Genomic DNA, 23,521 nt, shown 5'->3' on the forward strand with positions numbered 1-23,521 from the left:
TAAGATACGTTTCAAGATAAGGTGGGAGATATATGTCTATAAAGTTTATTCCAGAGAAGTTAAAGGATGAAGCAGAGGAGTTATTTACCTTTTTTGAGGAATACAATATTACTGCTAATGATGAATTTGATTTAGAATCTTATTTTTATACCGGGGAAGATACTGATCAAGATGTTTTCGTTGACCGACAGATACAATTTAGTTTCTACTTCGATAGTGGAAATAATGAATATGAAAATCATAATGTTAGCCTCGAAAGGCTGCTAGATGTAGTATCAGAAGCAAAAAAAAGAAAAACCATAGATGATTACAAGTTTATAGGAGATAAGGTCGCATTAATTCCAATTGATAGTCATGATGATTCTATTTTAAAAGCAAGGTATCAAGCTCCGGATATCGTAACACAATATATAAAAAATAAAAAATATACTATTGAAATTGTGGAGGATATAACTAGTTACGGAATGTCTCTTATTATTGAGGATTTGTATACAGAATATATACCTGCTTTCAATTACGAGGATATTTTTATAGAGATAAGATGTGACGATGGAATAGATGAAACCGTTATTGACGATTTAGCACAAGCTTATCTATTCGAATTAAAATCATCATTTAAATTAAATATACATACATCACAAAGAGTAATCCCTGAATTAACTGACACAAATGATGAAGAAGATGATGACATACCTTCCAGAGCTCGACCTTTATTAGAGGGGAAAGGGATTAGAGAGTTGTTACAAATATATAATTCTACATTGTCCACAGCTGATGCAGAAATTTTAATGCTGAATTATACAAAAGTAATAGAATACGTATCTCAAACAGTTATTCAACAAGAATTAATTGAAGAGGCTTTAAAGAAACTAGCTAGTCCTAAAGCACTAAAACCAGATGCAGAATATATACTTGAATTAGGTAAAGTATTTGAAGATTACCGCAATAACAAAAAAGAGCATCAGGCAATAAAATTAACAGTTCAAACTTGCTGTGATATTTCTGAAATTTTATCAATAGCCCCCCCTTTCTTAAAGGCGACAAAACGATTAGTTTCAGCTAACACTCCAGATAATAAACAAAAAGCGATTGAAGAAGTATCTACCGCCATCAATAATACAAGAAATATGTTTGCCCATGCGAAAACTAATTACGAAAAAAAGGGAATGGAGTGTCCAAAAGAGCAACTTTACGAATTTGTTATGTGTGTTGATATTCTTGCTCAACAAGTAATAAGGTGGTTTGATAATCAGCGAGAAGAAAATAGAGTTGTGTAGCTTGGGATGATTGGAGCGCTTTGCATAGCGCTCTCTTTCTCACTACTCCCCAAACATCTCATCAAGCTTCTCTGCAACCTCACGCTGCATTGTCGGTAGCACATGACTATAGGTATTCAAAGTCGTCTGAATATCCGTATGCCCCAACCGTTCTGATATCAGCTTTACATTCACGTTTTGCTGAATCAGCATAGTTGCATGTGTGTGGCGTAGGTCATGGAATCGTATCTTAGGTAATCCGAGTTTCTCCGTTAAGTTATAGAATTCTATGCGACCATTTCTAGGGATTAACGGGTTTCCTTTACGTGCACATATTACTAGATCATTATTCTCGTAATCTCTACCGTGATATAAACGTTCTCTCTTTATCATTTCACGATGTATCTCTAACTCTTCGATTAGTTTTATCGGAAAATGTATATTACGTATACTTGCGTTATTTTTAGCGCCTACTTTAATTTCCCCCGTCTGGGTTAACGTCTGTCTTATGTAAATTATCCTATTTTCGAAGTCGATGTCGCTCCAACGTAGCCCCATGATTTCGCCTTGACGCATACCCGTCAGTAATGCGATGACACAGGCAATATAAAATCGAGTAGGACGATAAACATTCTTACCCTCATTTATAAAATGGTTTACTTCCTCTAACGTCCATACATTTATTTCCTCTGTTTTTCTTATCTTAGGTAATGTAATTCCTATGGTAGGATTTTCTTTAATAAGCTTTAAAACCTGCGCCTTTTTTAACGAAGCACTTACTATTCGGAATATAAGGTGAACTGTATAAGCCGAATAATTAGTTTCCATAGCTAAATTATTAACGAATGATTGCATATGTATTGGTTGAATCTTTTGCAATCCAAAGTGACCAATACGTGGTTTAATTACATTTTTTATATACGTCTTATGGATATCGAACGTTGACTTTTGCAGATAAAATGAACGCTCCTTCATCCATTCATCAACATATATACCATATTTCATCGTCGATAGATCCGTAAATTCTTCGTCTAGCATTTCAGCTTGCAATTTCACCATCGCTTCGTAGGCTTCCTGTTTAGATGTAAAGCCCCTTCGCTTCACTTGTCGACGCTTTCCTGTGAATGGATCCTTCTTTCTATCAAATGAAAAGTACCAACTCTCTCTGCTCTTATCGAATAAAACGCTCCCTTTCACTCGCCATCCCTCCTCTATATTACTTTCGTAGTATTTTATCATTTTCCTCTTAGAGAAAAGAATACATCCTCCTTTCTACGCAAAATAAAAACGCCTCTATTTAAGAGACGCCGAATAATACCATATTTTCTATCCTTCTAAATGGCTTATTATATATCGTTGCTTATTTATGTCTTGACGTTTTAATGCCGTCATTAATTCTTGATTAACCTCCGAAACAGGTAACGGTTCACCGTTCGTATCAAATAATCTTATGCCCAACTTACTTAGTATTTTTATATTGTTACGATTCCTACTCACTTGCGTATAACTTATGATAGTACGTAAATTAATCCCAAAACTTATCATACTAACCGACTCTCCCTTTTCAATATAAACAGATACGGACATACTTCTATTTATCCACGGAGAATCCTTTGAAGTTTAATATCCTTATATATTTCTCAATACATTAGCGGAGTATCTTTTATATAAATACTTTATCGATAATATATAAGATAGTAATTCTTTTCGTTAGAAAAGGATTACCGGTAAGTATGAACGTTAGTGAATACTTACCGAATAGTACTTATACTCTTAATCTCTTAATAGTAAATCTTTATAGTAAGTAAATATATATACGGAGTAAAAAGTTCACACTCAATGGGTAAAAATTACTCATTCAATGTGTAATAATTACTCACTGGATTAATCGTACTACAAATACGATATGATATCGTCACTACTATCCTGATTATCTTCGTATCTAGCCTTTCTTTCATAACGCTCTTTAACATCTTTCCCCGTTGTTACTTCCGCTTTCTGACGTTTCTCCCACGCTTGTGGAAACCTCGAATAGAATTCACGTTCTTCCTCTATCGGCTTAAGTAACGTATAAGTATCGTTTGTACTACCACCACGTTTACTTACTTCGATAAGGTCAGCGTCCTCTAAAACGCTGATGTGTTTACCGACTGTTTTCCTCGACATATTTAACGCTAACCCTATTTGATCATGCGTAGGAAACGCGTAACCGTATTGCGGATTGTACATCGCGATAATATATCCGTACACTAGAATGACATTACCGTTAAATCCAGGTAAGTACGTGTAGTGACGCATTACAGACGTAGGTATAGCCGTGAACCCTTTCGATAAATCAAACGGTAGTGCGCGTTGCTTTTCGTTTTCCATATATAAAACCTCCATATAAAATATATTCGATATAAACAAACCGCTACTTAACGTATATAAAAAGCTACTTAGGCTTATTCGCTGCCCAAGTAGCTAGTGCTTCGTCTAATTCTGGCGAACTCTTATACTGCCAAAACTTACGTAATGTATTCTCGTTTAATGCCATGCAGATATAACGTATACCACGCTCTCGTAAAAATACGTGTAACGCTGGCGAATAACAGTAAAAGTACCCTTTGTTTTCCATATATAGAACCTCCGATAGATTAAAGTAAAATAAAAAAAGCGGTCGCAATGACCGCCGTAAGTTTAGTTGAAATATTCGCTTGTTTTAACGGCGCGACTCGTAAGTCCGTCGAATAATGTATCTTCAAATTCGTAGTTGTAATCGTCTGCTTCTTCGTATGTAGCGAACGTTAATAATTCAGCGCTACCTTCTTTGCAGAGTAAATACGTTTTACCTTCCGTGTCTTTAATTTCAATCGCGTAGTTATCTACCATATTATCGTCTCCTCTTCGATTATAATACGTAAAAAAGACGCCCTTGAGGGACGTCTTTTAATAGGATACAAAAAGCTATAAAATAAGTAGTTAAACGATAGATAAACATACATGAACTATAATAAATTGACCAACAAACCAAATTTTTCACTAAGTTTCTGATCTGCTTCCTCTTGCTTATCTTTCAAAAGATTTTTATCATATTTAGCGAAAAATAGCTTTACTATTTCACTCAACTCCCGGTTAGAAAAAACTATATCCTCCACATTAATACTTTTCTTCTTAATCATAATAGTTTGTTTAACGATGTTTAAAATTTCTTTATTTCTCGTTGTCAAATAAACCGCACTATATAAGTTACTCGTTGCTCTCCCCATTGTCTGTCCTATAGTATAACAATAATATTTAATCTTCTTCTCATCTAATTCAATTATTTTAGATAATATCCACACTAAATATTCTCCGATAAGTTTTTTATCCTTCTCATCTTCCTTAGTTCTTACATATAAGGTTGCCAACTTAGAAGCAACTATCAAACAAGCCAGATATATCGAATTATCTCTATAGTCATTTAAAAAATACAGTAATCTCCCTTTCTTATCCTCTTGTATCAATACTAACAACAAATTACTTAGTGGAACCCCTACTAAATATACATCTTCATTATATTCTTTAAGTTCCCTACTCACGTCAAAATATTTTATCTCAGTTGGTATGTAGTTTGTTACACTCCACGGCATCATTCTAAGCTTTTCAAAATACTCATAAACTTTTCTCGATTTTTCTAAGTCCGTAAAATTTTTATTTTTATCGATCAAATTATAACAATCATTCATAAAATTACCGTATAAAGGCTGTAAATAAAACATATTTTTCTTTTTTCCTAATCTTGTGTAGGAGAAATCATTGTTAAATCCAAAATAACCATATTTCATTGTAACTTCTATAGAGCCTAATATTAACTTTTGATTCTGTTCAAGGATTACTTTACTTTCTGCTGCAGAAATACTTATCAAAATTTGCTCTAGAAGTTCGTTGATTCGAAATGAAGATAAATACACTTCGTGCCTAATGAACAAACTAATCATTCTATTGTATTGACTAAGGGCTTCTGTATATAGTCCCTTTTTTACTAACTCTTCAATAGCTGAAACCCACATTAATATGATATCAGGTTTGCTTGAGATTTCAGTATAGTTTTCTTGAATTTTACTTTTATAGTTTATCAATGATAAATTCGCTATTCTCTCGTATATGTAAAAGTTTCTATGATATTCTATATCTCCTTTTAGAATTTTTTCTATAGCATCTTCATTTAAATCAAATAGATACTCTGAAAATTCTTCCTGTGCCCCTATCTTCATTCTCGGTTTACGCACTATCTTTATATTTTCCGTGTAATACATACTAGCAACCTTATTAATACTTAGTGCTTGGCTGTTGGAATAAAGAATAATTTTGATAACAAACAAACTTAACAAAAACAAAGTTATTAGAAACACATTAAAAATTATACTAGAAGAACTATCGGTAATATATATCCAAATATTAGTAAACAAAAGACAAAATACAGAAACACTTATAAATATAATATTCCCTAAAACAGACTTAGCAAAGGCAATTTTATAAATAGAAATCCCAAAAACTTTTTCTTTTTTAAGATTGGTTATTAATGAAAACAAAGATAAAATAAGAAAGGTTGTACTGATTTGTGAAAACAAAAATTGTCGATTTAGTGTTTCATCAGATATAGTAGGTATTAGACTCAAAATTCCCTCTAACCATTCCCAATTCAAAACCCTGAATTTTTGTAATAATGTCGTAATTATCAATACGACTATTCCTATTTCTATATATCTGACAAAGGTAAACAAAGAATAGGTTATTGGGTATCTTATCTTCCCCTCCACCTTAAAATATACTTTTCGGAAAAAGTTTTTTATGTTTCTCATTTTGCGCCTTATTTTTTGATACTTCCCCAGTTTATATCCCTCTCCCTCATTATAGAAAAACACTTGATCTGATGTTCAAACTCAGTATTCACCTAGAATCTATCATATTATTTAATTAGGATAATATTGTATTTTTTATTTTAAATCTTATTTTGCCGTTTGTCCATAAAAGCTGATGTAATCAAAAAAAGACCGCAATATAAGCGGTCCTGTACATCTTTTCTGTTGCCGCCCTTAAGGCTACTTTACAATTTCCTCCCTAACAACATAATTCATAATAGGCTGTATCCCTATAAACTCCCTGTACTTCGCCACACGTTCCTTATTCCTAGACTTTGTGGTATCACTTCGTAACATTTCGTTAACTGTACGCTTTCTTCGTCTAGGAATACGGTGGTCTAACGAATCTGCTGCTAAAGCGAAAGCTGCCTTTAACGAAACTCCACTGCCGTTTCCCTTCCTCTGACGAGTACCTTCCTGCCTACGTTGCATTTGCGTATCACTTAAAAAGTGATTTTTAACAGTTTAGAAGTCGCTAAAAATCGTGTCGTTATTTCTTTTCTCAATTTCTAATTCAATACGTTTTTTATACTCCAAGCATTTTTCATAATCAAGGTAATAATTTAAATTTTTATAGCGAATATAACCTGAGTTTGATATATATGTTATATTCTCTTTAATTTCAGATTCATTTAAACTAACATCCAAATATGAAATAATATGTATATCCTTATCTACCTCTGCCACCATACATTCTGGATCAAACGAGAATTTTTTCATTATATTAGATTTTTTATTTTTAAGTAACAGGAATAAATCTAATACGCTAGTAGTTTCACCGAACAATCCCAATTCTCGATTTTCACCAACAGATTGTACATGGCTTATCTCGTAAAAGAAATCATTATCAACAGAATAACGTTCTTTTAACATCCGTATCCCATCCCATATAGGATATCCAGTATACATTTTTTGAATTATAATTATTTTCTTATACATGAATTCTTTATAAAAACGCTCCATTTCAGATTTGTATTGAGTTATATCTCCAATATAGTTTATATAGTCTTCTAATATTGGATAAATTATTACCTTGTCAAAATTTTCTTGATCAATGTCATAATACAAATCTAATATATTTAGATAAATTGGGACTCTCTTACTTTTCATGATACCTTCTAGTATTTCCTCTTTTCTATCACCGTTGTCAATAAAAATAAAATTAGCAGCAAAGTATTCCATAAACGACTTATGTGACCATCTATACGTAAACCCTTCTTCTATAAATAACGGTACATTATAAATTAAATCTTGGAAAACATCATGAGGCTTTACATTTTCAAAATAAGGACTATCTATCGATTTTTCAATCAAAGATAATAATTTATCTTTATTGTATTCAATTCGATTTTCCTTCAAACAAATAAACCCTAATTTCCTTAAAAGTTTATGCAATTGATCTGTTGATAATCCGCTATATTTTTGACGCTTATAACCATCCTTAGATAGGTCATGTTCCTCAAACAATGCATCATATACTTTTCTATAAAATTGATCTTTTTTTACTGGTACATCTCGCTTATGTTTATAAGTTAAGTATATTAAAGAAACAAGAAAGGGAACTTCTAAAAATTCTACTAAATCCTTAAATGCATCTTGTTCTAAGTTCTCATTTATTTGTTTAATAATTGAGTCTGACAAGTTAAAACCTAAAATCCTGTCATACTTTTCAATCATTTCGCAAGCTTCATTATACTGCATTCCATTAATATGAAATTTTTTAAACTGACCAAAACTAGAAAGGACATTATCATTTCTCGACGTAAGTAAGAATATATTATTATTCGATTTCGCAATAAATTCTTTTAATTTATGTACTATTTTATCTTTATACTCAAAAGGAATCTCATCGAATCCATCTAGGAAAAATATAAAATCTCCTCGATTTATAATCTCTAACACTAATTGTTTATCGTGTTCTTTATGAATTGAATTAAGCTGGGTTATTATTAAGTCTACTATGTCAGTTTCTTCTTGTAATTTTCTTAACTCAATAAATATAGGAATACCTTCATTTTTCTCTATACAAGAAATAAATAACTTTTTCATAATAGTTGATTTCCCCATACCTGCACTATCTTCTATTATAACTTTTTTGTATGTATTAAAAAGACCACTATCATAATCCGTAATGTAATAGTTTTCCCCATAAGTTTCACTACTAATTTTTAATGGTTGGTATATTTGATCTATATCCACCTGATTATTCCCAAGAGCAATAACATTAACAAATTTATTTTGTTCGTATGTTCGAACAAGATAATCATTAAAAACCTCAATAAATGAACTCTCTAATTGACTATCTATGTTTCTTCGTACTTTAATATCCTCCAACTTTGGTTGTACCCATTTATCAATAATTGCCCCCACACTCTTCTTTATAGCTTCTGTAGTCATGGCAGTTACTAATGGATTTGTAATAAATTCATTTAGCATATAATAATAACCCCTTCTATTATTTTTAACTATATTATGTATAAATATATTTTTATACTGAATTAACAATAATACTTTAGTGTATTTTACCATAACTACCAAAAATGTTCCTACTTACCTTATAAAATTTTACTAAATAGATAATAAAAAAGCTAATCAGTGTAAAAATTAATTTAAAGAATAAATTTACAAAAAACATTTTCACCCATTTGGTCTTTTACGGAATAATTCATACGTATTCTTTATTTATTTTTAATAATAACTCCTAACCGCATGCACTCTCGTAAACTCCCGATATACTTTCCCTCTCTCCTCGTTCCTAAACTTCGCTTCTCTATCGATTTGCCACGTTTCTTTTCTAATTCGTTTCCTATGTACCGGAGGCTTGTAGCTTTTCCGATTAACGCTGTATTCCTCTGCTGTACCTTCCTAACAAATTTTTATTAATTCTTCATTTTAGGCGCACGATTTCACTACTTTGTGCAACCTATAAATACGTAAGGAATATAAGAACGGAAATAATAGGTAACCAGCGCCCTAGTCCGTAATAAGCCTTAGTAATGCATATAGTTAAATACATTGTTGAAAGGGCGACGCTTTCAAATACTCTACTACGCGTTGCACATCGTTTAAAAAATCCCGTAATGGCATTTAACTGACTTCCATACTCCGCTTTAGATTGCCTATTTAACGCATGAAACTAACCTTAGTAATGTTTTAAGAATACGTATTGTTTGATGAAATCACGTGTGTGCTCCGAAAACTCCATTACCATACCGGATATTTCAGTTTCGTTCGTAATCCTGTAAACATTTTCGGATATATCCCCATAACGTTCCCGATACAAACGTAATTGTTCTTCTGATTCGGTGTCTTTTACGTATTCGACTTCCGGTTGTTTATTACGTTCTTCTGTTAGTAGTTGACCGAGTACTTGTTTATCTTGTTCGGCTTGTTTCAACGCCTTTTTTACTTCGCGTAATTCACGGACCGTCATTTCGTCTACTGTTTTGGTTTCGCCAGTTGACGGGATTGTGTGCGATTTATCTCGTTGTTCTTCTGGCATTGTGGAGATAAGGTATAAGGCTTCAAGCCCAATTTGATTCGACGTCGAATCATTTACATCTAACTCTTCGTAGACAGTTATAAACTTTGTCGCTTGATTTCTACTCATACCAATAGAATTGCACCATGAAGCCCATCTACCATGTACCAAATCATTTTCTTTTACGTGTTTCAGGCGCTTTCCTATCTCGAAAATAGCTTCACCCGCTACTCGTTGGTAAGCGTTTATTTCTGCGGTGATTACGTTAATGTCATTAGATAACTTCGCTATTTCATAACTCATTAATAACACCTCCTTAGTATTTAAAACCTGACAACTTCGCTCACGCTCGTTGTATCTCATTATCTATTAGCGGCGTTCTTTTATATAAGTAATTACCGCCGAATATATTAATGATGGAAGGATATTTCGATAGAAATAGACTTCAGGGTTTTAGCTCTTAATCTTTTTCTAGTTAAAAGATAGTTCTTGTTAAGAGTTAGTTCTTGTTAGTGTGAACTACAACCATGTGTGGAAGTTACCATATGTGGTCATACGTCACATGGACTAATAGATTCCGGCTCATTTCCGAATATTGTTAGTTGACTGATCGGTAGAATCGTATATACCGTATTCTCCCACTGCTGCGTACGCTCGTGTCTGCGTCTTTCCTTAACGACCAAGGGTTTTCCATCCCAACGATACTCACATAGCTTTTTGATGCGTCTATTCGCGCTCTCACGACTTATATTTAATCGTTTAGCAATCATATCTTGTGTTGGATAACATTCACCATCTTCGTCCATGAATGATGCTAGTACACATAAAGTCGTCCATCTTTCAGGACCTAAGTCCGCTATTAAACCGGAGTGTACTGCGTCAACATACATCTTTAGAAAGATACGTGTCTCTCGCTTTCCACTCGTAATTGAATATTCCGTTTGGGCTTCGATTGATACTAAGTTGCTATTTTCGCTCACTGTACTCACCCATTTCCACCTCCGTGTAATGCCTTGTGAACTCCTTACATTTACTATGACGCGAGACTTTGTAAACTCGCGCACTTTTCATAAATAAATTTCGGATTTATTTTTCTCATCGCTTATATAAACGTTTAGGCTTTTGAAATTGAGCCAATGTTTTTTACTTTTTTCTACCTTTTATACCCCTATACAATTTGTGACTTTAGTTTTAGAATACAGGTAATGGAAGATATAACCTCTTTCTTGTGACTTTTTAAAGGAGGACATAAGATTGAGTGGTACAGTAAGTAAAAATAAGGATACAGGTAAATGGGATTTTATCTTCGCTATTAAAGATCCAATGACAGGCAAGCGTAAACAGATACGCCGTAGAGGTTTCGCTTCTAAACGAGAAGCAAATGAAGAAATGACGCTCTTAAAGGCTGATTATCTTAACGATGATTTTCTTAAGCTTTCCCATATGTCATACGAAGCATTTATGGAACAGTGGTTTAAAGAAAGGCAAAATCAGCTTCAAAAATGTACCTTTCGAGCAAATTACACGCATTACTTAAATATAATAAAACCTCGTCTCGGACACTTGAAGATTCAAGATATTACAACGATGCATCTACAACACTATATTAACTCGTTAATCGAGGAGAATCGTTACTCAAAAGGTACAGTGAATTTAACTTTCAGTTTTATACGAACCTCTTTAAAAAGAGCGAAAGTACTTAAACTTATAAAGAATAATCCGGCAACTGATGTTGTTTTACCTAGAGTAACTAAAACTGAAATGGAAGTATGGACGTTGGATCAGGTAAATTACTTTTTAAGTGGAAGTAAGACGATGAGGAACGCTACGAGATTTCGTATTAGCTTTTCAATAGCGATATTTACTGGAATGCGTCAAGGTGAAATTTTGGGGCTACGATGGAAAGATATCGACTTTGAAAACAATAGAATATTTGTCAGACAAACGTTATCTGAGCGCGGGGAATTAAAATACGGTGCAAAGAATAAAACGAGCATACGTACGATTCATATTCCGAAGCTTTTAATAGAAGAGTTAAAAACTCACCGTAAGTTTGTTGAGTACGAAAAAGAAAAAGCCGGTGATAAATACACCGACTTAGACTTAGTTCTCCCCTCCAAATACGGAAAGCCGTTAGATTCTCGTAGCATACGTAGATCATTTTATAATGTAACCGAGAAACTCGGATTACCTAGAATACGATTTCATGATCTACGACATACTCACGCTACGCTGTTGATACAACAAAACGTTAATGTAAAATTAATTTCAGAACGACTAGGTCACGCTGATATAGGTACGACATTAAATACCTACAGTCACGTGTTACCTGATATGCAACGTTCTGTAGCTGAAAAGCTCGACGAAGTCTTCGAAAAGTGTGACCGCTAGTGTGACTCGGCCTTAAAATTTCGAAAAAACGAGAGGAAGAATCGACGGTGAACTAAGCTTACTTCACCACAAACCTAGTCTGACTACACCCATCCTTCTGCTTCGTTACTTCTAATACAGCTGGCATTGCGTTTTTCAGCTCTTGAACGTGTGAGATGACACCGATAAATCGGCCTGATTTTTGTAAGTCAATTAAGGCATCTACCGCTTTCGTTAACGATTCTTCATCTAATGAACCGAACCCTTCATCGATGAACATCGTTTCGATGGAAATACCGCCTTCATATGCTTGAATGACATCTGCCATTCCTAGCGCTAGGCAAAGTGATGCGTTAAATTTCTCTCCACCGGATAGTGTTTTTACATCGCGTGTTTGGCCAGTGTATGCATCGTACACATCTAAACCTAATCCACTTTGACGGTTTCTTTTTTCAACTCGCTCACTTCGTTTTAAATAAAATTGTCCATTTGATAATTTACGTAGTCGTTCGTTTGCGATTTGAACAATTTGTTCTAAATACTCAATTAAGATGTAACGTTCAAATGATATACGACTTTCGTTATCACCTTTCATTACTTCATATAAATCAACAAGTTCTTGGAAGGCTTTTTCTTCCTCGTGAATTTGTTCGTCAATACGTCTAATGTTTTCATGTAAATCAGAAATATATGTTACCGCATTTTGCGCACGTTGACGTTTTTCTTTAATGATATCGAGATTAATTTCTAGTTCTTTTATGTGTTCACCTAAAGATGTAATATCCATATACTCTTTATCTTTTAATTCTGAGTTTAACTCTTCAATTTGTTTTGCAAGCACTTCAAGCGATGAATAATAACCTTGAATTTCTTTTTGTAACATCTCCATCTCGGGATCGCTTAATTTGGCTTTTTTATACGTGAATTCATCTGTAAACCCGCTTTGTTCTAGCTCTTTCATAAAGCGTGCGAAAGTCTCTTCTTTCTTTAATTTTGCACTTTCAAATTGATTAGAAGCACCTTTTTGTTCTGCTTGAATACGTATATTTTCATTTTGCCAATGCTGATACGCTTCCTGCACTTTCTTCCATTCGTCCTCCATTAACCTAAGTTCCTGCATAGCTTGGTCAAACTGTGCTTTCCAAGCTTGTACTGTTTGTAAGTTTTCTGGAATATTTCGTTTATCATGTTCATATGACGTACGAAGTTGCATACACTCCATTTCTGTACGGTGCTGCATTGTTTCCAATTCTCGTTTTTGTTTCTGAAGTTCTTCTATTTTTTCTTCTACGCTTTTCATGTTCGCAGCAATCTGCTTACGTGTTTCTTCACTTGCTTTTAACGTATTAACATCTGCAGCTAATTGTTTTCCTTTTTGAACAAGTGCACTATATGTTTCAGCTAATTTTTCCGAATTGTAGCCGCGCTTCACAACTTCTTCTATCACTTGTTCATATTGTAGTCGATAGAAATTCCATTTCTCCTCTACTTGCACATGGAATTTTTCAGCAATGTTCTTCTTATCTCTTAAATCGTTTAACTCTTTTTCATCGATCGCATTACTTTGCTCTGTAGCTTTTTGTGGATGACTCGTACTACCACATACCGGACAAGATTCACCGTCATGTAAATGAAGAGCTAATATACCAGCTTGTTCACTTAACCAGCGGCGCTCCATGTTTTCATATGCACGAACTGCCACTTGCATTTTATTATTTGCCGCTTCTTTTTCTTGCTCGAATTTTTGTTTTTCTTGCCAAACATCATATGCTTGTTTTAAAACTTTTGCATCTTCTCGCATATTCGTTAGTTCTTCCACTTTAGCTACATATTGCTCAAGTGCTTGTTCTAATTGCTGCAATTCATCAGACATTCTCTGTTTTTGGTTTGTATGCTCTTCTAGTTGTTGATCTAACTTTTGCATACTTTCTTTTAATTTCCCTATTTGAATTTCGGCATTTTGTAAATTCAGCTTTCTCTCAGCTAATGATTCAATAATCGCTTGTAACTCTTCTAATCTTTGAACAAGTTTTTTAGCCTCTTCTCGTTCAGCTTCTTTATTCTTTACTACTTCATACTTCTCCTGAGCAAGTTCAAAGCTATTCATTATCTGTTCTTGTTTGACGATTATCTGTTTTAACAAACTTTCAGCTTTCTGCTCATTTTCCATCGCTTCTTCATACCATTGTTCAAATGGTAATAAGTGCTTTGCTTGTTCCGCACGTTTAAAGAATTTTTCTTTCCTTTCAATTGCTGCACGGTTCTCTTGTAAAGTGTTATATTTCTCATTCTTTTGTTGTAAATCTATAAATTTCTCATTTACAGATTTTGCTGCATGAAAACGTGTTTCTGCATCCTTTAATTGCTTCGTTTGAACATCTTGTTCTACTTGTAATTGCTCAACCTCTGCCTTATACACGGTTGTTTCTTGTTCTAACGCTTCTACTACTTGATGCGTATTTACATGTTCTTGTGCCACTAATGTCTCTAATAATGCTCCATCACGGATTGGTAATTTAAAAACATTACGGAAATAGAGCTCTCTCTCTTTTTGTTTTTCTTGTAAGACGTCTTTCCATTGTTTTCTCTTTTGATCAAGTAACTCACGCATTAATTTATAACGATCCGTTTTAAAAATACGACGTAAAATCTCTTCTTTGTTTTCCGTCTCAGATGTTAATAGTTTTCGGAATTCCCCTTGGGGTAACATAACAATTTGGCTAAATTGATGTTTACTTAACCCAATTAAATCTTCCACTTTTTTGTTTACGTCTGTTACATGAAAACGATCGACGGCTGGAACGTTTTCTCCATCAATAACTTCATATAATTCTACTGCATGTCCTGTAATAGTCTTATTCCCTTGTTTTTTATGTCCAAGTTGTCGTTTTATTTCATAGCGTTTCCCTTTTAACTGAAAGGTTAATTCAACACTTGTATAAACATTATCATCAGCAAATTGACTTCGAAGCATGCTCGTATCACTACGTTCTTCTCCACTAGCCTCACCATATAACACATAACAAATCGCATCAAAAATCGTTGTTTTTCCAGCTCCTGTATTCCCAGAAATAGCGAAAATACGATGTTCTCCAAGATCTTCAAAATCGATTATTTCTTTCTGTTTATATGGCCCGAATGCTGTCATAATAAGCTGAATCGGTCTCATCCTCGTTCACCTTCCCGTTCTTGCACTGTTTGTAATACATCTATAAATAGGCGTTCTTTCTCTTCTGATAAATCTAACCCCTTCATTTCTTTATAGAAAGCCTTTAAAAGAGATAAATCATCCGTTTTATGTCTTGAAACAGTTACTTCATTTGTATCTGTGAGTTCTCGCCTTTGCATCGCTCTTTCAACGTGCATTGCATTTGGATATACAGATCGTATTTTCTCCATTGGCTGTAAGACAGGGTTTTCGTCTAATAATTTTACAAATACGTAATCTTCACTTACTGGGTGCTGTAATAATTCATCTATTTTCGCTTCTACTGTTCGCATTTTACGACGTGGTGAAAGTAACCTTTTTTCAATTGCTACTTCACCAGTTTCATTCAGTTGTACAATGTAATAGCCTTTTTTATGTTTCTCTTCAGAAATTGAATAGGCAAGTGGTGAACCTGAATATCGAATCGTCTCATTACGTACGAAATGCGCTTGATGTAAATGTCCAAGCGCTGTGTAATGAAACTTATCAAAATAATGACTATTTACATATTCAGCACCACCAATTGAAAGTGGTCGTTCTGCATCACTTGTATTCTCCTCCGCTTCTCCTGAAGAAGTTACAAATGCATGTCCAACAAATACATGTCTAGCTTCTTTATCCATCGTTTCAGAGAGCTCATTCATAAAAATGCGCATCGCATCATCATGAGAACGTATGTCTTCATTTTTCAACACGTGCCTCACTATGCTTGGGTCTGCATACGGTATTAGATGGAAGTGAACCTCTCCATATTCATCATTTAGTACAACAGGTTCATACGGGAATTGAAATTGACCTGCAATATGTAATCCTTGTTTTTTCATTAAACTACTTCCAAAATGGATACGATCCGGACTATCATGATTACCAGCTACCGCAATAACTGGTGTTTGCAAATCAATAACTATTTTTTGCAGCACATCATTTAATAAGTCTACTGCTTCTGTAGGTGGAATTGCTCGGTCATATAAATCCCCTGCAATAATTACAGCATCTGGTTTTTCTTCTTCAACAGCCTGTACAAACTGATCTAATACAATCTTTTGGTCTTCAGTCATATACACGCCATGAACAAGCTTACCTAAATGCCAATCCGCTGTATGAAATAACTTCATATTTTTCTACTCCTTTTAATTTACTGATTTTAGTGAAACGAGTTGATAGTTTATTGTAGTTTTTCCGTTCTCCCACTCTAGCTTCAATATCGTTGCACTTCCAATTCTTTCTTCATTTGATTTATATAAAGGCAATATTTCTTGAACTGTAAATAAGTGATAACCATCCAATATTAATTGAAATATATTTTCTTCAATATGTAATCTTACTTCTTTTTCATTTGAAATAATTTTTGTGTGCATCTCAAATTTCATGATAGATACAACCCCTTTTTATAATCTCTACATTTTAATAGTATAGTGGCTATGCAAGATTGACAAGTACATACACAGCAAAGTACACACTTTTCTATTGTTATATGTTTTATGTATTTTATATAAAATACGGTATGTGAAATTTTATATTTTCCCCAAAATAAAAATGTCTATTATGACATCTTTATTTTTGTATAAAGTCTTTCATTACATAATATAAAACGGTAATTAAGACGATTGCGACGAAAAATGAGAACACTGCGACAATGTAGCCATCTTTATTTAATAAAATACAGAATGAAATAGATATTATAAAAATCGGAAATACGAGACGTACTTTATCCTTCACTTCTTCTGTCGTATCTGTATGATGAAAATACTGCGTTATTCCTATCATTAAAAAAGACAAAATAATAACCGACAATAGTAAAGGTCCTGGCATTCCGATTTCTCCTTTCTCTATTTCTAATTCAGTGTAAAATTTTTTATTACAATTGTACGATTTATTTTTTCTTCAAACACACTTTTAGAATTGATAATGAACATTTCACACCTATATAATAGCGCTTTTATCATTATAACTTCAAATAATTACACTTACAGTAATGTTGTAATATTCCCCCTCAGTCTCTGAAATCCTGCAAAGATAACTCGTCAAAATATGCAGTGACCAAATTAATATTTACCGTCAACTTTTGACAAAATTTATAAAGGACATTTCAGTACATATCAAGAATTAAGAATAAGAAGATATGTAAGGGAGGATGCATTATGACTGAACAAGTTTTATTTTCTGTTAGTGAAAACGGCGTTGCGACAATTACTTTAAACCGTCCAAAAGCACTTAATTCTTTATCTTATGACATGTTACAACCTATCGGACAAAAACTTAAAGAGTGGGAACACGATGAGCGTATTGCACTTATCGTGTTAAAAGGAGCTGGCACAAAAGGTTTTTGTGCAGGCGGCGACATTAAAACTCTTTATGAAGCGCGTTCCAATGAAGTGGCATTGCAACATGCAGAACGTTTTTTTGAAGAAGAGTATGAAATTGATACATATATTTATCAATATACAAAACCGATTATTGCTTGTTTAGATGGAATTGTAATGGGCGGTGGTGTCGGTCTTACAAATGGTGCGAAGTATCGCATTGTAACTGAGCGTACGAAATGGGCAATGCCAGAGATGAATATTGGCTTCTTCCCAGACGTCGGAGCTGCATATTTCTTAAATAAAGCGCCTGGATATACAGGACGATTCGTTGCTTTAACAGCATCTATTTTAAAAGCTTCTGACGTATTATTTATTAATGCTGCTGATTACTTTATGACATCTGATTCATTACCAGAGTTTCTTACTGAACTTGAAAGTGTAAATTGGCATAAAGAAGATGATGTACATACTAATTTAAAAGAAGTTATTCGTACATTTGCAACTGCTCCAAACTTAGAAAGCGAGCTTGCTCCTTCATTAGAAGTAATCAATTCACATTTTGCTTTCGATACAATTGAAGAAATCATCCATTCATTGGAGAAAGATGAAAGTTCCTTTGCTCTAAAAACGAAAGAAACACTGTTATCAAAATCCCCTATTTCACTAAAAGTAACATTAAAACAGTTTATTGATGGAAAAGATAAATCCGTTGAAGAATGTTTCGCTACGGACCTTATACTTGCTAAAAATTTCATGAGACATGAAGATTTCTTCGAGGGAGTACGCTCCGTTGTCGTTGATAAAGATCAAAATCCGAATTATAAATATAAACAGTTAAGTGACGTTTCAGAAGAAGATGTGAATCGTTTCTTTAACTTACTTAATGCATAAAATGAAATTGTCATGAGGGGATGTTTTGTTCATCCCCTACCTAACTTCTTTGCTTCAGCTAAATCTTGTGCGGTGAAAATCTTACTACCCGCAAATAGCGGTATAAAATCGAAGCTATATAGTAGTGTAATTACAGCTACTATATAGCCTTTTTTATTTAATTATTTTTAACAAAATTTAATTTTATTAAATCCATTTTTGTGCTACACTGATTTTAATCAAATATTCTAAAAATAAAAAGGAGGGGCGGCTATGATAGAAAATTATCTTCTTTTCATCATTATGTCTATTTGCCTTATCATTTTACCTGGTCCAGATACAGCAATGGCTACGAAAAATACATTGGTTGCTGGTAAAGTCGGTGGAGTGAAAACAGTGTTTGGTACATGTATTGCACTATTAATTCATACTTTAGCTGCTGTAATTGGTCTTTCTGCACTTATTGTAAAGTCAGCTCTTTTATTTTCTATTTTCAAGTACGTTGGGGCTCTATATTTAATTTATATTGGTATTAAAGCCCTTTTAGCAGTAAGAAATAAAGAAGGCATTGATACGAACGATATATCTTTGAATAATGAAGATGAACACACCTCTTGCTTTCGACAAGGGTTTCTTACGAATTTATTAAACCCTAAAGTTGCAGTATTCTTTTTAACGTTTTTACCGCAATTTTTAAATCCAAATCATAATACGTTTATCCAACTACTCGTAATGGGCCTTACTTACCTCGTTTTAACAGCCATTTGGTTCGCTTTTTATATATTTTTAATTGATAAAATTAGTGCTTTTATGAAAAAACCGAAGACGCAGCGTTATATTCAAGGGTTAACGGGAGTCGTCTTAATTGGTTTTGGTATTAAACTTGCTTTTGAAAAAAGTAATTAACAAGATGAAAACCACCACTATTAATAGTGGTGGTTTTCATTTAATAACTAATTTGGCTGTTTATTTTATATTAAAACCAGCGCTCAGTTACAACTTTTTTACGTGTATAGAATTGAACGCCATCTGTACCATTTGTACCTAAATCACCAAAGAATGACGCTTTATTTCCTGCAAATGCGAAGAATGCCATTGGTGCTGGAACATTTACGTTTACACCGATCATACCAGCATCGATATTATCACGGAACGTTTGTGCATGTTTACCGTTTGACGTATAAATAACTGCACCATTTGCAAATTTAGATTGATTTGTTAGTTTAATACCTTCTTCTAAATCTTTAACTCGTACAATGCTTAATACTGGAGCAAAAATCTCATCTTGCCAAATTTTCATTTCTTGATTCACGCCATCAAAGATTGTCGCACCTACAAAGTAACCTTCTCCAACTTCTTCATTAATTTTACGGCCATCTACTAATAAAGTTGCCCCATCTGCTACACCGCTATTAATGTAGCCTAAAACGCGCTCTTTATGAGATTCACGGATTAATGGTCCAACATAGTTCTCTTCGTTAAAGCCATCGCCTACTTTTAATTTTTTCGTTTCTGCTACTAATACATCAATGAATTCATCAGCAATTTCATCCACTACTGCTACTACTGAGCATGCCATGCAGCGCTCTCCACTACTTGCAAATGCAGATCCAATTACACCTTGTACTGTTTTCTCAAGATTGCAATCTGGCATTACAATCGCATGGTTTTTCGCACCTGCTAACGCTTGTACACGTTTTCCGTGTTTCGTACCTGTTTCATATACGTAACGAGCTACCGGCTCAGAGCCAACGAACGAAACAGCCTGAATATCTTTATTTTCTAAAATGCTATTTACAACATCTTTTCCGCCTTGTACTAAATTTAATACGCCTTTTGGGAAACCTGCTTCATAGAATAATTCTACAAGTCGCTCCGCTAAAAGTGGCGTTCTTTCAGATGTTTTTAATACGAATGTATTACCGCAAGCAATTGCAAGTGGGAACATCCATAACGGAATCATCATCGGGAAGTTAAACGGCGTAATACCAGCAACAACTCCGATTGGGTAGCGCCAAATCGATCCATCAATTCCGCTAGCGATATTCGGAAGTGCTTGACCCATCATTAAATTTGGCGTAGATGTTGCAAGTTCTACCGCTTCAATACCACGCTGTACTTCACCTGTTGCATCCGTTAGCGTCTTACCATTTTCTAGCGTAATGATTTTTGCAAGCTCATCTTTATTTTCTTGTAATAGCTGTAAATATTTATATAAATTTCTTGAACGATTTGGAACTGGTACTTTAGACCATGTTTCGAATGCTGCTTTTGCCGCTTCAACAGCTTTTTCAACATCTTCTTTTGGAGATAGTGGAACGTAAGCGATAATTTTTCCAGTCGCTGGATTTGGAACTGCTTCTACTTCCGTACCTGTCGATTCAACCCACTCACCGTTAATGTGATTTTTTACTCGTTTAATTTCAGTTGTAATCATTGTATTCTCTCCTTTGTATAATTTATTTTTGATTAGAAATTAATTGCTCGCTAACTTTCTTATATAAAACAGCCATATCGTTTTCACCATATCCAGCTTGACTCGCTTCGTCATATACGTTTAATAACATTTCGCTTACCGGTAAATGGAGTTCGCTTTCCTTAGCTAAGTCAACTGCAAATCCTAAATCTTTCTTCAATAAGTTCACAGTAAATCCTGGCTCGTAGTTTTCAGGTGCTATAAAACTTTTATAATTACGTTCATAAATTCTACTTTGACCGTAACTTACATTTAAAATATCAAACATTTTATCTAAATCCATATTGTTCTTTTTCGCTAATGTTAAAGCTTCACTCACACCAGCTGTATAAAAACCAATTAATAAGTTATTAATTAACTTAACAGTTGTACCACTATCAATCTGCTCACTAACGTGGAAAATGTTCGCGCCTAGTACGCCCATGATAGATTCCGTTTTCTCATATACCTCTTTTGATCCACCAACCATAAACGTTAATGTTCGGTTTTCGGCTCCGATTACACCACCGCTCACAGGTGCTGCTAAAAAGTCTACTTTCTTTTCCTTTGCAGCTTCCTCTAACTGTTTGTTTAACTGCGGCGATACCGTACTTGTATCAATGAAAACTATATTCGAGTGACCATTTTCAAATAATCCTTCTGCTCCAAAATATACCGCTTCAACAGCGCGAGGTGAAGGTAAACTTGTAAAAACTACATCACATGTTTCTGCTAGTTTTGAGATTGATAGACCGATAATTCCGCCTTCTTTTTCAAAGGACGCTTCCGCCTCTTTATTTAAGTCCACGCCATATACTGTGTAACCTGATTTAACTAGATTTTTTGACATTGGAAGACCCATGTTACCTAAACCGATAAAACCAATCTTTTTCATATCGCTTTCCTCCTATTTACACAATATATTTCCCACGATTTATAATAGCTTTCGCAATTTCTCTCTTCTTCGTAAATACGTTCGTGTATAAAGGTACTAATAATTGACGGATTTCAGCTAAAATCACATTTCTATCTTGTTCTTCTGTGACAGCTGCTGAAAGTACAGAAATCGCCGCTTCTTCTACTTTACGGTATCCTTCTTCACAAATAACATCCGTTATGAGTTGCTTCGTACGTTCTTTTTCCTCTCCATTTTTACGTACCGCTTTTCTCGTACGTAAAAACGCTGATTCCATGACGTACACGTCCGTCAACATATTTGATATTACACGTGAATATTCTTGTTCTTGGTCAATTTTTAGACCTGGAGTTTTAGAGAGCGTTTTCAAAGATTGTTTCAACAATTTTTTCGCTAATAAAATGTAACGATGGTTTCTTTCTACATTTGCTACATTACTTTCTACTTCAGTGTCTTCTAATTGTTCGATTTGTTTCATTAACATTTTAGCAACTGTTAATCTATTAATTTCGTTCGTTCCTTCAAAAATACGACTAATTCTTGCATCACGATATAATCGTTCTACCTCATACTCTTGCATATAACCGTAACCACCATGAATTTGTACAGCTTCATCTACGATATAAGCAAGTGTTTCAGAAGCATTTACTTTATTCAGTGCACATTCAATTGCAAATTGGGACATTTTCTTCATAAGATCTTCATCGCTCTCATGAATTGCTTCATCGATTACACCTGCTGTACGATAAGCTGCACTTTCGGCTCCATATGTAGCAATAATCATATTTGCAATTTTCTCTTGAATCATCGTAAAGTCTACTAATTCCGTTTGGAACTGTTTTCGCTCTTTTCCATATTGAACCGACAAACCAATTGCTTGTTTTGCTGTTCCAATATTTCCAAAAGCAAGTTTAAGTCTAGCAAAGTTAAGAATATTAAGGGCTACGTGATGCCCTTTCCCAACTTCCCCTAAAACATTTTCAGCAGGGATGACAACATCTTCTAAAATAAGAGTCGCTGTTGAAGAACCTTTAATCCCCATTTTCTTTTCTTCTAATCCAATAGATACACCTTCACATGTTCTTTCGACAATAAACGCTGTCATTCCTTTATTTGTCTTCGCAAAAACAACGTATACATCTGCCATATGAGCATTTGTAATCCATTGCTTCTCACCATTTAACTTCCAAGCTGTTCCCTCTTCATTCAATACGGCGCTTGTTTTTGCACTTAATGCATCCGAACCAGCATTTGGCTCCGTTAAAGCATAAGCCCCAATCCATTCTCCCGATGCGATTTTCGGTAAATATTTTTCTTTTTGCTCTTTCGTTCCATAATATATGTAAGGCAATGTACCGACACCAGCGTGTATATTAAAAGAAACGCTAAACGCACCAGCGTAACCCATTTTCTCTGCTACAAGACCTGAGACAGCCTTTCCTAACTCGAACCCGCCATAATCTTCTGGTACCTCAATGCCTAATAATCCAAGTTCCCCAGCTTTCTCAAATAATTGACGAGAAACTTTATAGTTATGTTGTTCAATATTCTCCATTTGTGGAACAATTTCTTGTTTAACGAATTGTTCTGTCGTTTTTGCGATTAAATCTTCATCACCTGAAAAATCTTCTGGTGTAAAGTAAGTATGATTTATATCTTTATTAAGTGAAAAAAATTCATCCCATGGTAACTTCGTTTTCTCCATATGTATCCCCCTATCATTCGGCTTTCATAGCTTTTTGCTTATGCTCGTCTACGATGAGTGGAATATCTTTT

Annotated in this window: 21 protein-coding genes; 4 read left to right on the plus strand and 17 right to left on the minus strand. The window is 34.2% G+C overall.

Annotation, left to right across the window (positions count from 1 at the left end; all coding sequences use genetic code 11):
* Positions 1-32 precede the first annotated feature (32 nt).
* Positions 33-1,277 (plus strand): hypothetical protein, encoded by a 1,245-nt coding sequence (locus D1166_RS05255; RefSeq protein ID WP_098220931.1) that lies wholly within the window; start codon positions 33-35, stop codon positions 1,275-1,277.
* 42 nt (positions 1,278-1,319) lie between these two features.
* Here D1166_RS05255 and D1166_RS05260 read toward each other — a convergent pair whose 3' ends face one another.
* From D1166_RS05260 to D1166_RS05305, 10 genes are all read right to left on the minus strand, one after another.
* Positions 1,320-2,453 (minus strand): site-specific integrase, encoded by a 1,134-nt coding sequence (locus tag D1166_RS05260; protein WP_098220945.1) that lies wholly within the window; start codon positions 2,451-2,453, stop codon positions 1,320-1,322.
* A gap of 129 nt (positions 2,454-2,582) precedes the next feature.
* Positions 2,583-2,801 (minus strand): hypothetical protein, encoded by a 219-nt coding sequence (locus D1166_RS32120; protein ID WP_086423377.1) that lies wholly within the window; start codon positions 2,799-2,801, stop codon positions 2,583-2,585.
* A gap of 348 nt (positions 2,802-3,149) precedes the next feature.
* Entirely contained in the window at positions 3,150-3,626 is a 477-nt protein-coding gene (locus tag D1166_RS05270) for a winged helix-turn-helix domain-containing protein (RefSeq protein WP_098220930.1), read from the minus strand.
* Between the two features lie 64 nt (positions 3,627-3,690).
* Positions 3,691-3,873: a hypothetical protein gene (locus D1166_RS05275; protein WP_098220929.1), complete on the minus strand. Its 183-nt coding sequence runs from the start codon at positions 3,871-3,873 to the stop codon at positions 3,691-3,693.
* Between the two features lie 62 nt (positions 3,874-3,935).
* The gene (locus D1166_RS05280; RefSeq protein ID WP_098220928.1) at positions 3,936-4,127 is read right to left on the minus strand and encodes a hypothetical protein; all 192 of its coding nucleotides are present in this window, start codon (positions 4,125-4,127) and stop codon (positions 3,936-3,938) included.
* A gap of 116 nt (positions 4,128-4,243) precedes the next feature.
* Complete coding sequence (locus D1166_RS05285; protein ID WP_133300460.1) at positions 4,244-5,959, minus strand: hypothetical protein; 1,716 nt, start codon at positions 5,957-5,959, stop codon at positions 4,244-4,246.
* Between the two features lie 360 nt (positions 5,960-6,319).
* Entirely contained in the window at positions 6,320-6,571 is a 252-nt protein-coding gene (locus D1166_RS05290; protein ID WP_098220926.1) for a hypothetical protein, read from the minus strand.
* A 33-nt stretch (positions 6,572-6,604) separates the two neighbouring features.
* Entirely contained in the window at positions 6,605-8,575 is a 1,971-nt protein-coding gene (locus D1166_RS05295; protein WP_165851655.1) for an NACHT domain-containing protein, read from the minus strand.
* A 706-nt stretch (positions 8,576-9,281) separates the two neighbouring features.
* The gene (locus tag D1166_RS05300; RefSeq protein WP_326047669.1) at positions 9,282-9,983 is read right to left on the minus strand and encodes a DUF3102 domain-containing protein; all 702 of its coding nucleotides are present in this window, start codon (positions 9,981-9,983) and stop codon (positions 9,282-9,284) included.
* Between the two features lie 188 nt (positions 9,984-10,171).
* Complete coding sequence (locus D1166_RS05305) at positions 10,172-10,609, minus strand: helix-turn-helix domain-containing protein (RefSeq protein WP_000108901.1); 438 nt, start codon at positions 10,607-10,609, stop codon at positions 10,172-10,174.
* Between the two features lie 265 nt (positions 10,610-10,874).
* Between D1166_RS05305 and D1166_RS05310 the strand changes: the two genes are divergently transcribed.
* The gene (locus D1166_RS05310; protein WP_098220923.1) at positions 10,875-12,011 is read left to right on the plus strand and encodes a site-specific integrase; all 1,137 of its coding nucleotides are present in this window, start codon (positions 10,875-10,877) and stop codon (positions 12,009-12,011) included.
* 58 nt (positions 12,012-12,069) lie between these two features.
* On the opposite strand, the gene D1166_RS05315 is transcribed toward D1166_RS05310, so the two are convergent.
* The 4 genes from D1166_RS05315 to D1166_RS05330 form a co-directional block, all read right to left on the minus strand.
* Positions 12,070-15,159 carry an AAA family ATPase gene (locus D1166_RS05315; RefSeq protein ID WP_065704213.1) on the minus strand — a complete coding sequence of 1,030 codons (3,090 nt, stop codon included), beginning with the start codon at positions 15,157-15,159 and terminating at the stop codon, positions 12,070-12,072.
* Positions 15,156-16,313, minus strand: coding sequence for an exonuclease SbcCD subunit D (locus D1166_RS05320; protein WP_000765146.1), 1,158 nt, complete (start codon positions 16,311-16,313; stop codon positions 15,156-15,158). Before D1166_RS05320 ends, D1166_RS05315 begins: the two co-directional genes overlap by 4 nt.
* 15 nt (positions 16,314-16,328) lie before the next feature.
* Entirely contained in the window at positions 16,329-16,568 is a 240-nt protein-coding gene (locus D1166_RS05325; protein ID WP_000667346.1) for a DUF2584 family protein, read from the minus strand.
* A 184-nt stretch (positions 16,569-16,752) separates the two neighbouring features.
* On the minus strand, positions 16,753-17,010 hold the full coding sequence (locus D1166_RS05330) for a hypothetical protein (RefSeq protein ID WP_001119404.1): 258 nt from the start codon (positions 17,008-17,010) through the stop codon (positions 16,753-16,755).
* A gap of 329 nt (positions 17,011-17,339) precedes the next feature.
* Between D1166_RS05330 and D1166_RS05335 the strand changes: the two genes are divergently transcribed.
* Positions 17,340-18,395, plus strand: coding sequence for an enoyl-CoA hydratase/isomerase family protein (locus tag D1166_RS05335; protein ID WP_000139776.1), 1,056 nt, complete (start codon positions 17,340-17,342; stop codon positions 18,393-18,395).
* Positions 18,396-18,647: 252 nt separating this feature from the next.
* Positions 18,648-19,280 carry a LysE family translocator gene (locus D1166_RS05340; RefSeq protein ID WP_000572358.1) on the plus strand — a complete coding sequence of 211 codons (633 nt, stop codon included), beginning with the start codon at positions 18,648-18,650 and terminating at the stop codon, positions 19,278-19,280.
* A 70-nt stretch (positions 19,281-19,350) separates the two neighbouring features.
* On the opposite strand, the gene D1166_RS05345 is transcribed toward D1166_RS05340, so the two are convergent.
* The 3 genes from D1166_RS05345 to D1166_RS05355 are packed head-to-tail and all read right to left on the minus strand — an operon-like array spanning position 19,351 to position 23,450.
* On the minus strand, positions 19,351-20,811 hold the full coding sequence (locus D1166_RS05345; protein ID WP_000633347.1) for a CoA-acylating methylmalonate-semialdehyde dehydrogenase: 1,461 nt from the start codon (positions 20,809-20,811) through the stop codon (positions 19,351-19,353).
* Positions 20,812-20,833: 22 nt separating this feature from the next.
* The gene (locus D1166_RS05350) at positions 20,834-21,724 is read right to left on the minus strand and encodes an NAD(P)-dependent oxidoreductase (protein ID WP_098221087.1); all 891 of its coding nucleotides are present in this window, start codon (positions 21,722-21,724) and stop codon (positions 20,834-20,836) included.
* Between the two features lie 16 nt (positions 21,725-21,740).
* Positions 21,741-23,450 (minus strand): acyl-CoA dehydrogenase family protein, encoded by a 1,710-nt coding sequence (locus D1166_RS05355; protein ID WP_087948373.1) that lies wholly within the window; start codon positions 23,448-23,450, stop codon positions 21,741-21,743.
* Positions 23,451-23,521: the final 71 nt, after the last annotated feature.

It is taken from the genome of Bacillus sp. ISO11, from assembly GCF_003458115.1.
Lineage (GTDB): Bacteria > Bacillota > Bacilli > Bacillales > Bacillaceae_G > Bacillus_A > Bacillus_A cereus.

Excerpts from the sequence above, each read along its gene's own strand:
- D1166_RS05255 (WP_098220931.1), top strand. The coding sequence starts at position 33 with ATGTCTATAAAGTTTATTCCAGAGAAGTTAAAGGATGAAGCAGAGGAG.
- D1166_RS32120 (WP_086423377.1), bottom strand. The coding sequence starts at position 2,801 with ATGATAAGTTTTGGGATTAATTTACGTACTATCATAAGTTATACGCAA.
- D1166_RS05270 (WP_098220930.1), bottom strand. The coding sequence starts at position 3,626 with ATGGAAAACGAAAAGCAACGCGCACTACCGTTTGATTTATCGAAAGGG.
- D1166_RS05275 (WP_098220929.1), bottom strand. The coding sequence starts at position 3,873 with ATGGAAAACAAAGGGTACTTTTACTGTTATTCGCCAGCGTTACACGTA.
- D1166_RS05280 (WP_098220928.1), bottom strand. The coding sequence starts at position 4,127 with ATGGTAGATAACTACGCGATTGAAATTAAAGACACGGAAGGTAAAACG.
- D1166_RS05290 (WP_098220926.1), bottom strand. The coding sequence starts at position 6,571 with ATGCAACGTAGGCAGGAAGGTACTCGTCAGAGGAAGGGAAACGGCAGT.
- D1166_RS05295 (WP_165851655.1), bottom strand. The coding sequence starts at position 8,575 with ATGCTAAATGAATTTATTACAAATCCATTAGTAACTGCCATGACTACA.
- D1166_RS05300 (WP_326047669.1), bottom strand. The coding sequence starts at position 9,983 with ATGAGATACAACGAGCGTGAGCGAAGTTGTCAGGTTTTAAATACTAAG.
- D1166_RS05315 (WP_065704213.1), bottom strand. The coding sequence starts at position 15,159 with ATGAGACCGATTCAGCTTATTATGACAGCATTCGGGCCATATAAACAG.
- D1166_RS05320 (WP_000765146.1), bottom strand. The coding sequence starts at position 16,313 with ATGAAGTTATTTCATACAGCGGATTGGCATTTAGGTAAGCTTGTTCAT.
- D1166_RS05325 (WP_000667346.1), bottom strand. The coding sequence starts at position 16,568 with ATGAAATTTGAGATGCACACAAAAATTATTTCAAATGAAAAAGAAGTA.
- D1166_RS05330 (WP_001119404.1), bottom strand. The coding sequence starts at position 17,010 with ATGCCAGGACCTTTACTATTGTCGGTTATTATTTTGTCTTTTTTAATG.
- D1166_RS05335 (WP_000139776.1), top strand. The coding sequence starts at position 17,340 with ATGACTGAACAAGTTTTATTTTCTGTTAGTGAAAACGGCGTTGCGACA.
- D1166_RS05340 (WP_000572358.1), top strand. The coding sequence starts at position 18,648 with ATGATAGAAAATTATCTTCTTTTCATCATTATGTCTATTTGCCTTATC.
- D1166_RS05345 (WP_000633347.1), bottom strand. The coding sequence starts at position 20,811 with ATGATTACAACTGAAATTAAACGAGTAAAAAATCACATTAACGGTGAG.
- D1166_RS05350 (WP_098221087.1), bottom strand. The coding sequence starts at position 21,724 with ATGAAAAAGATTGGTTTTATCGGTTTAGGTAACATGGGTCTTCCAATG.
- D1166_RS05355 (WP_087948373.1), bottom strand. The coding sequence starts at position 23,450 with ATGGAGAAAACGAAGTTACCATGGGATGAATTTTTTTCACTTAATAAA.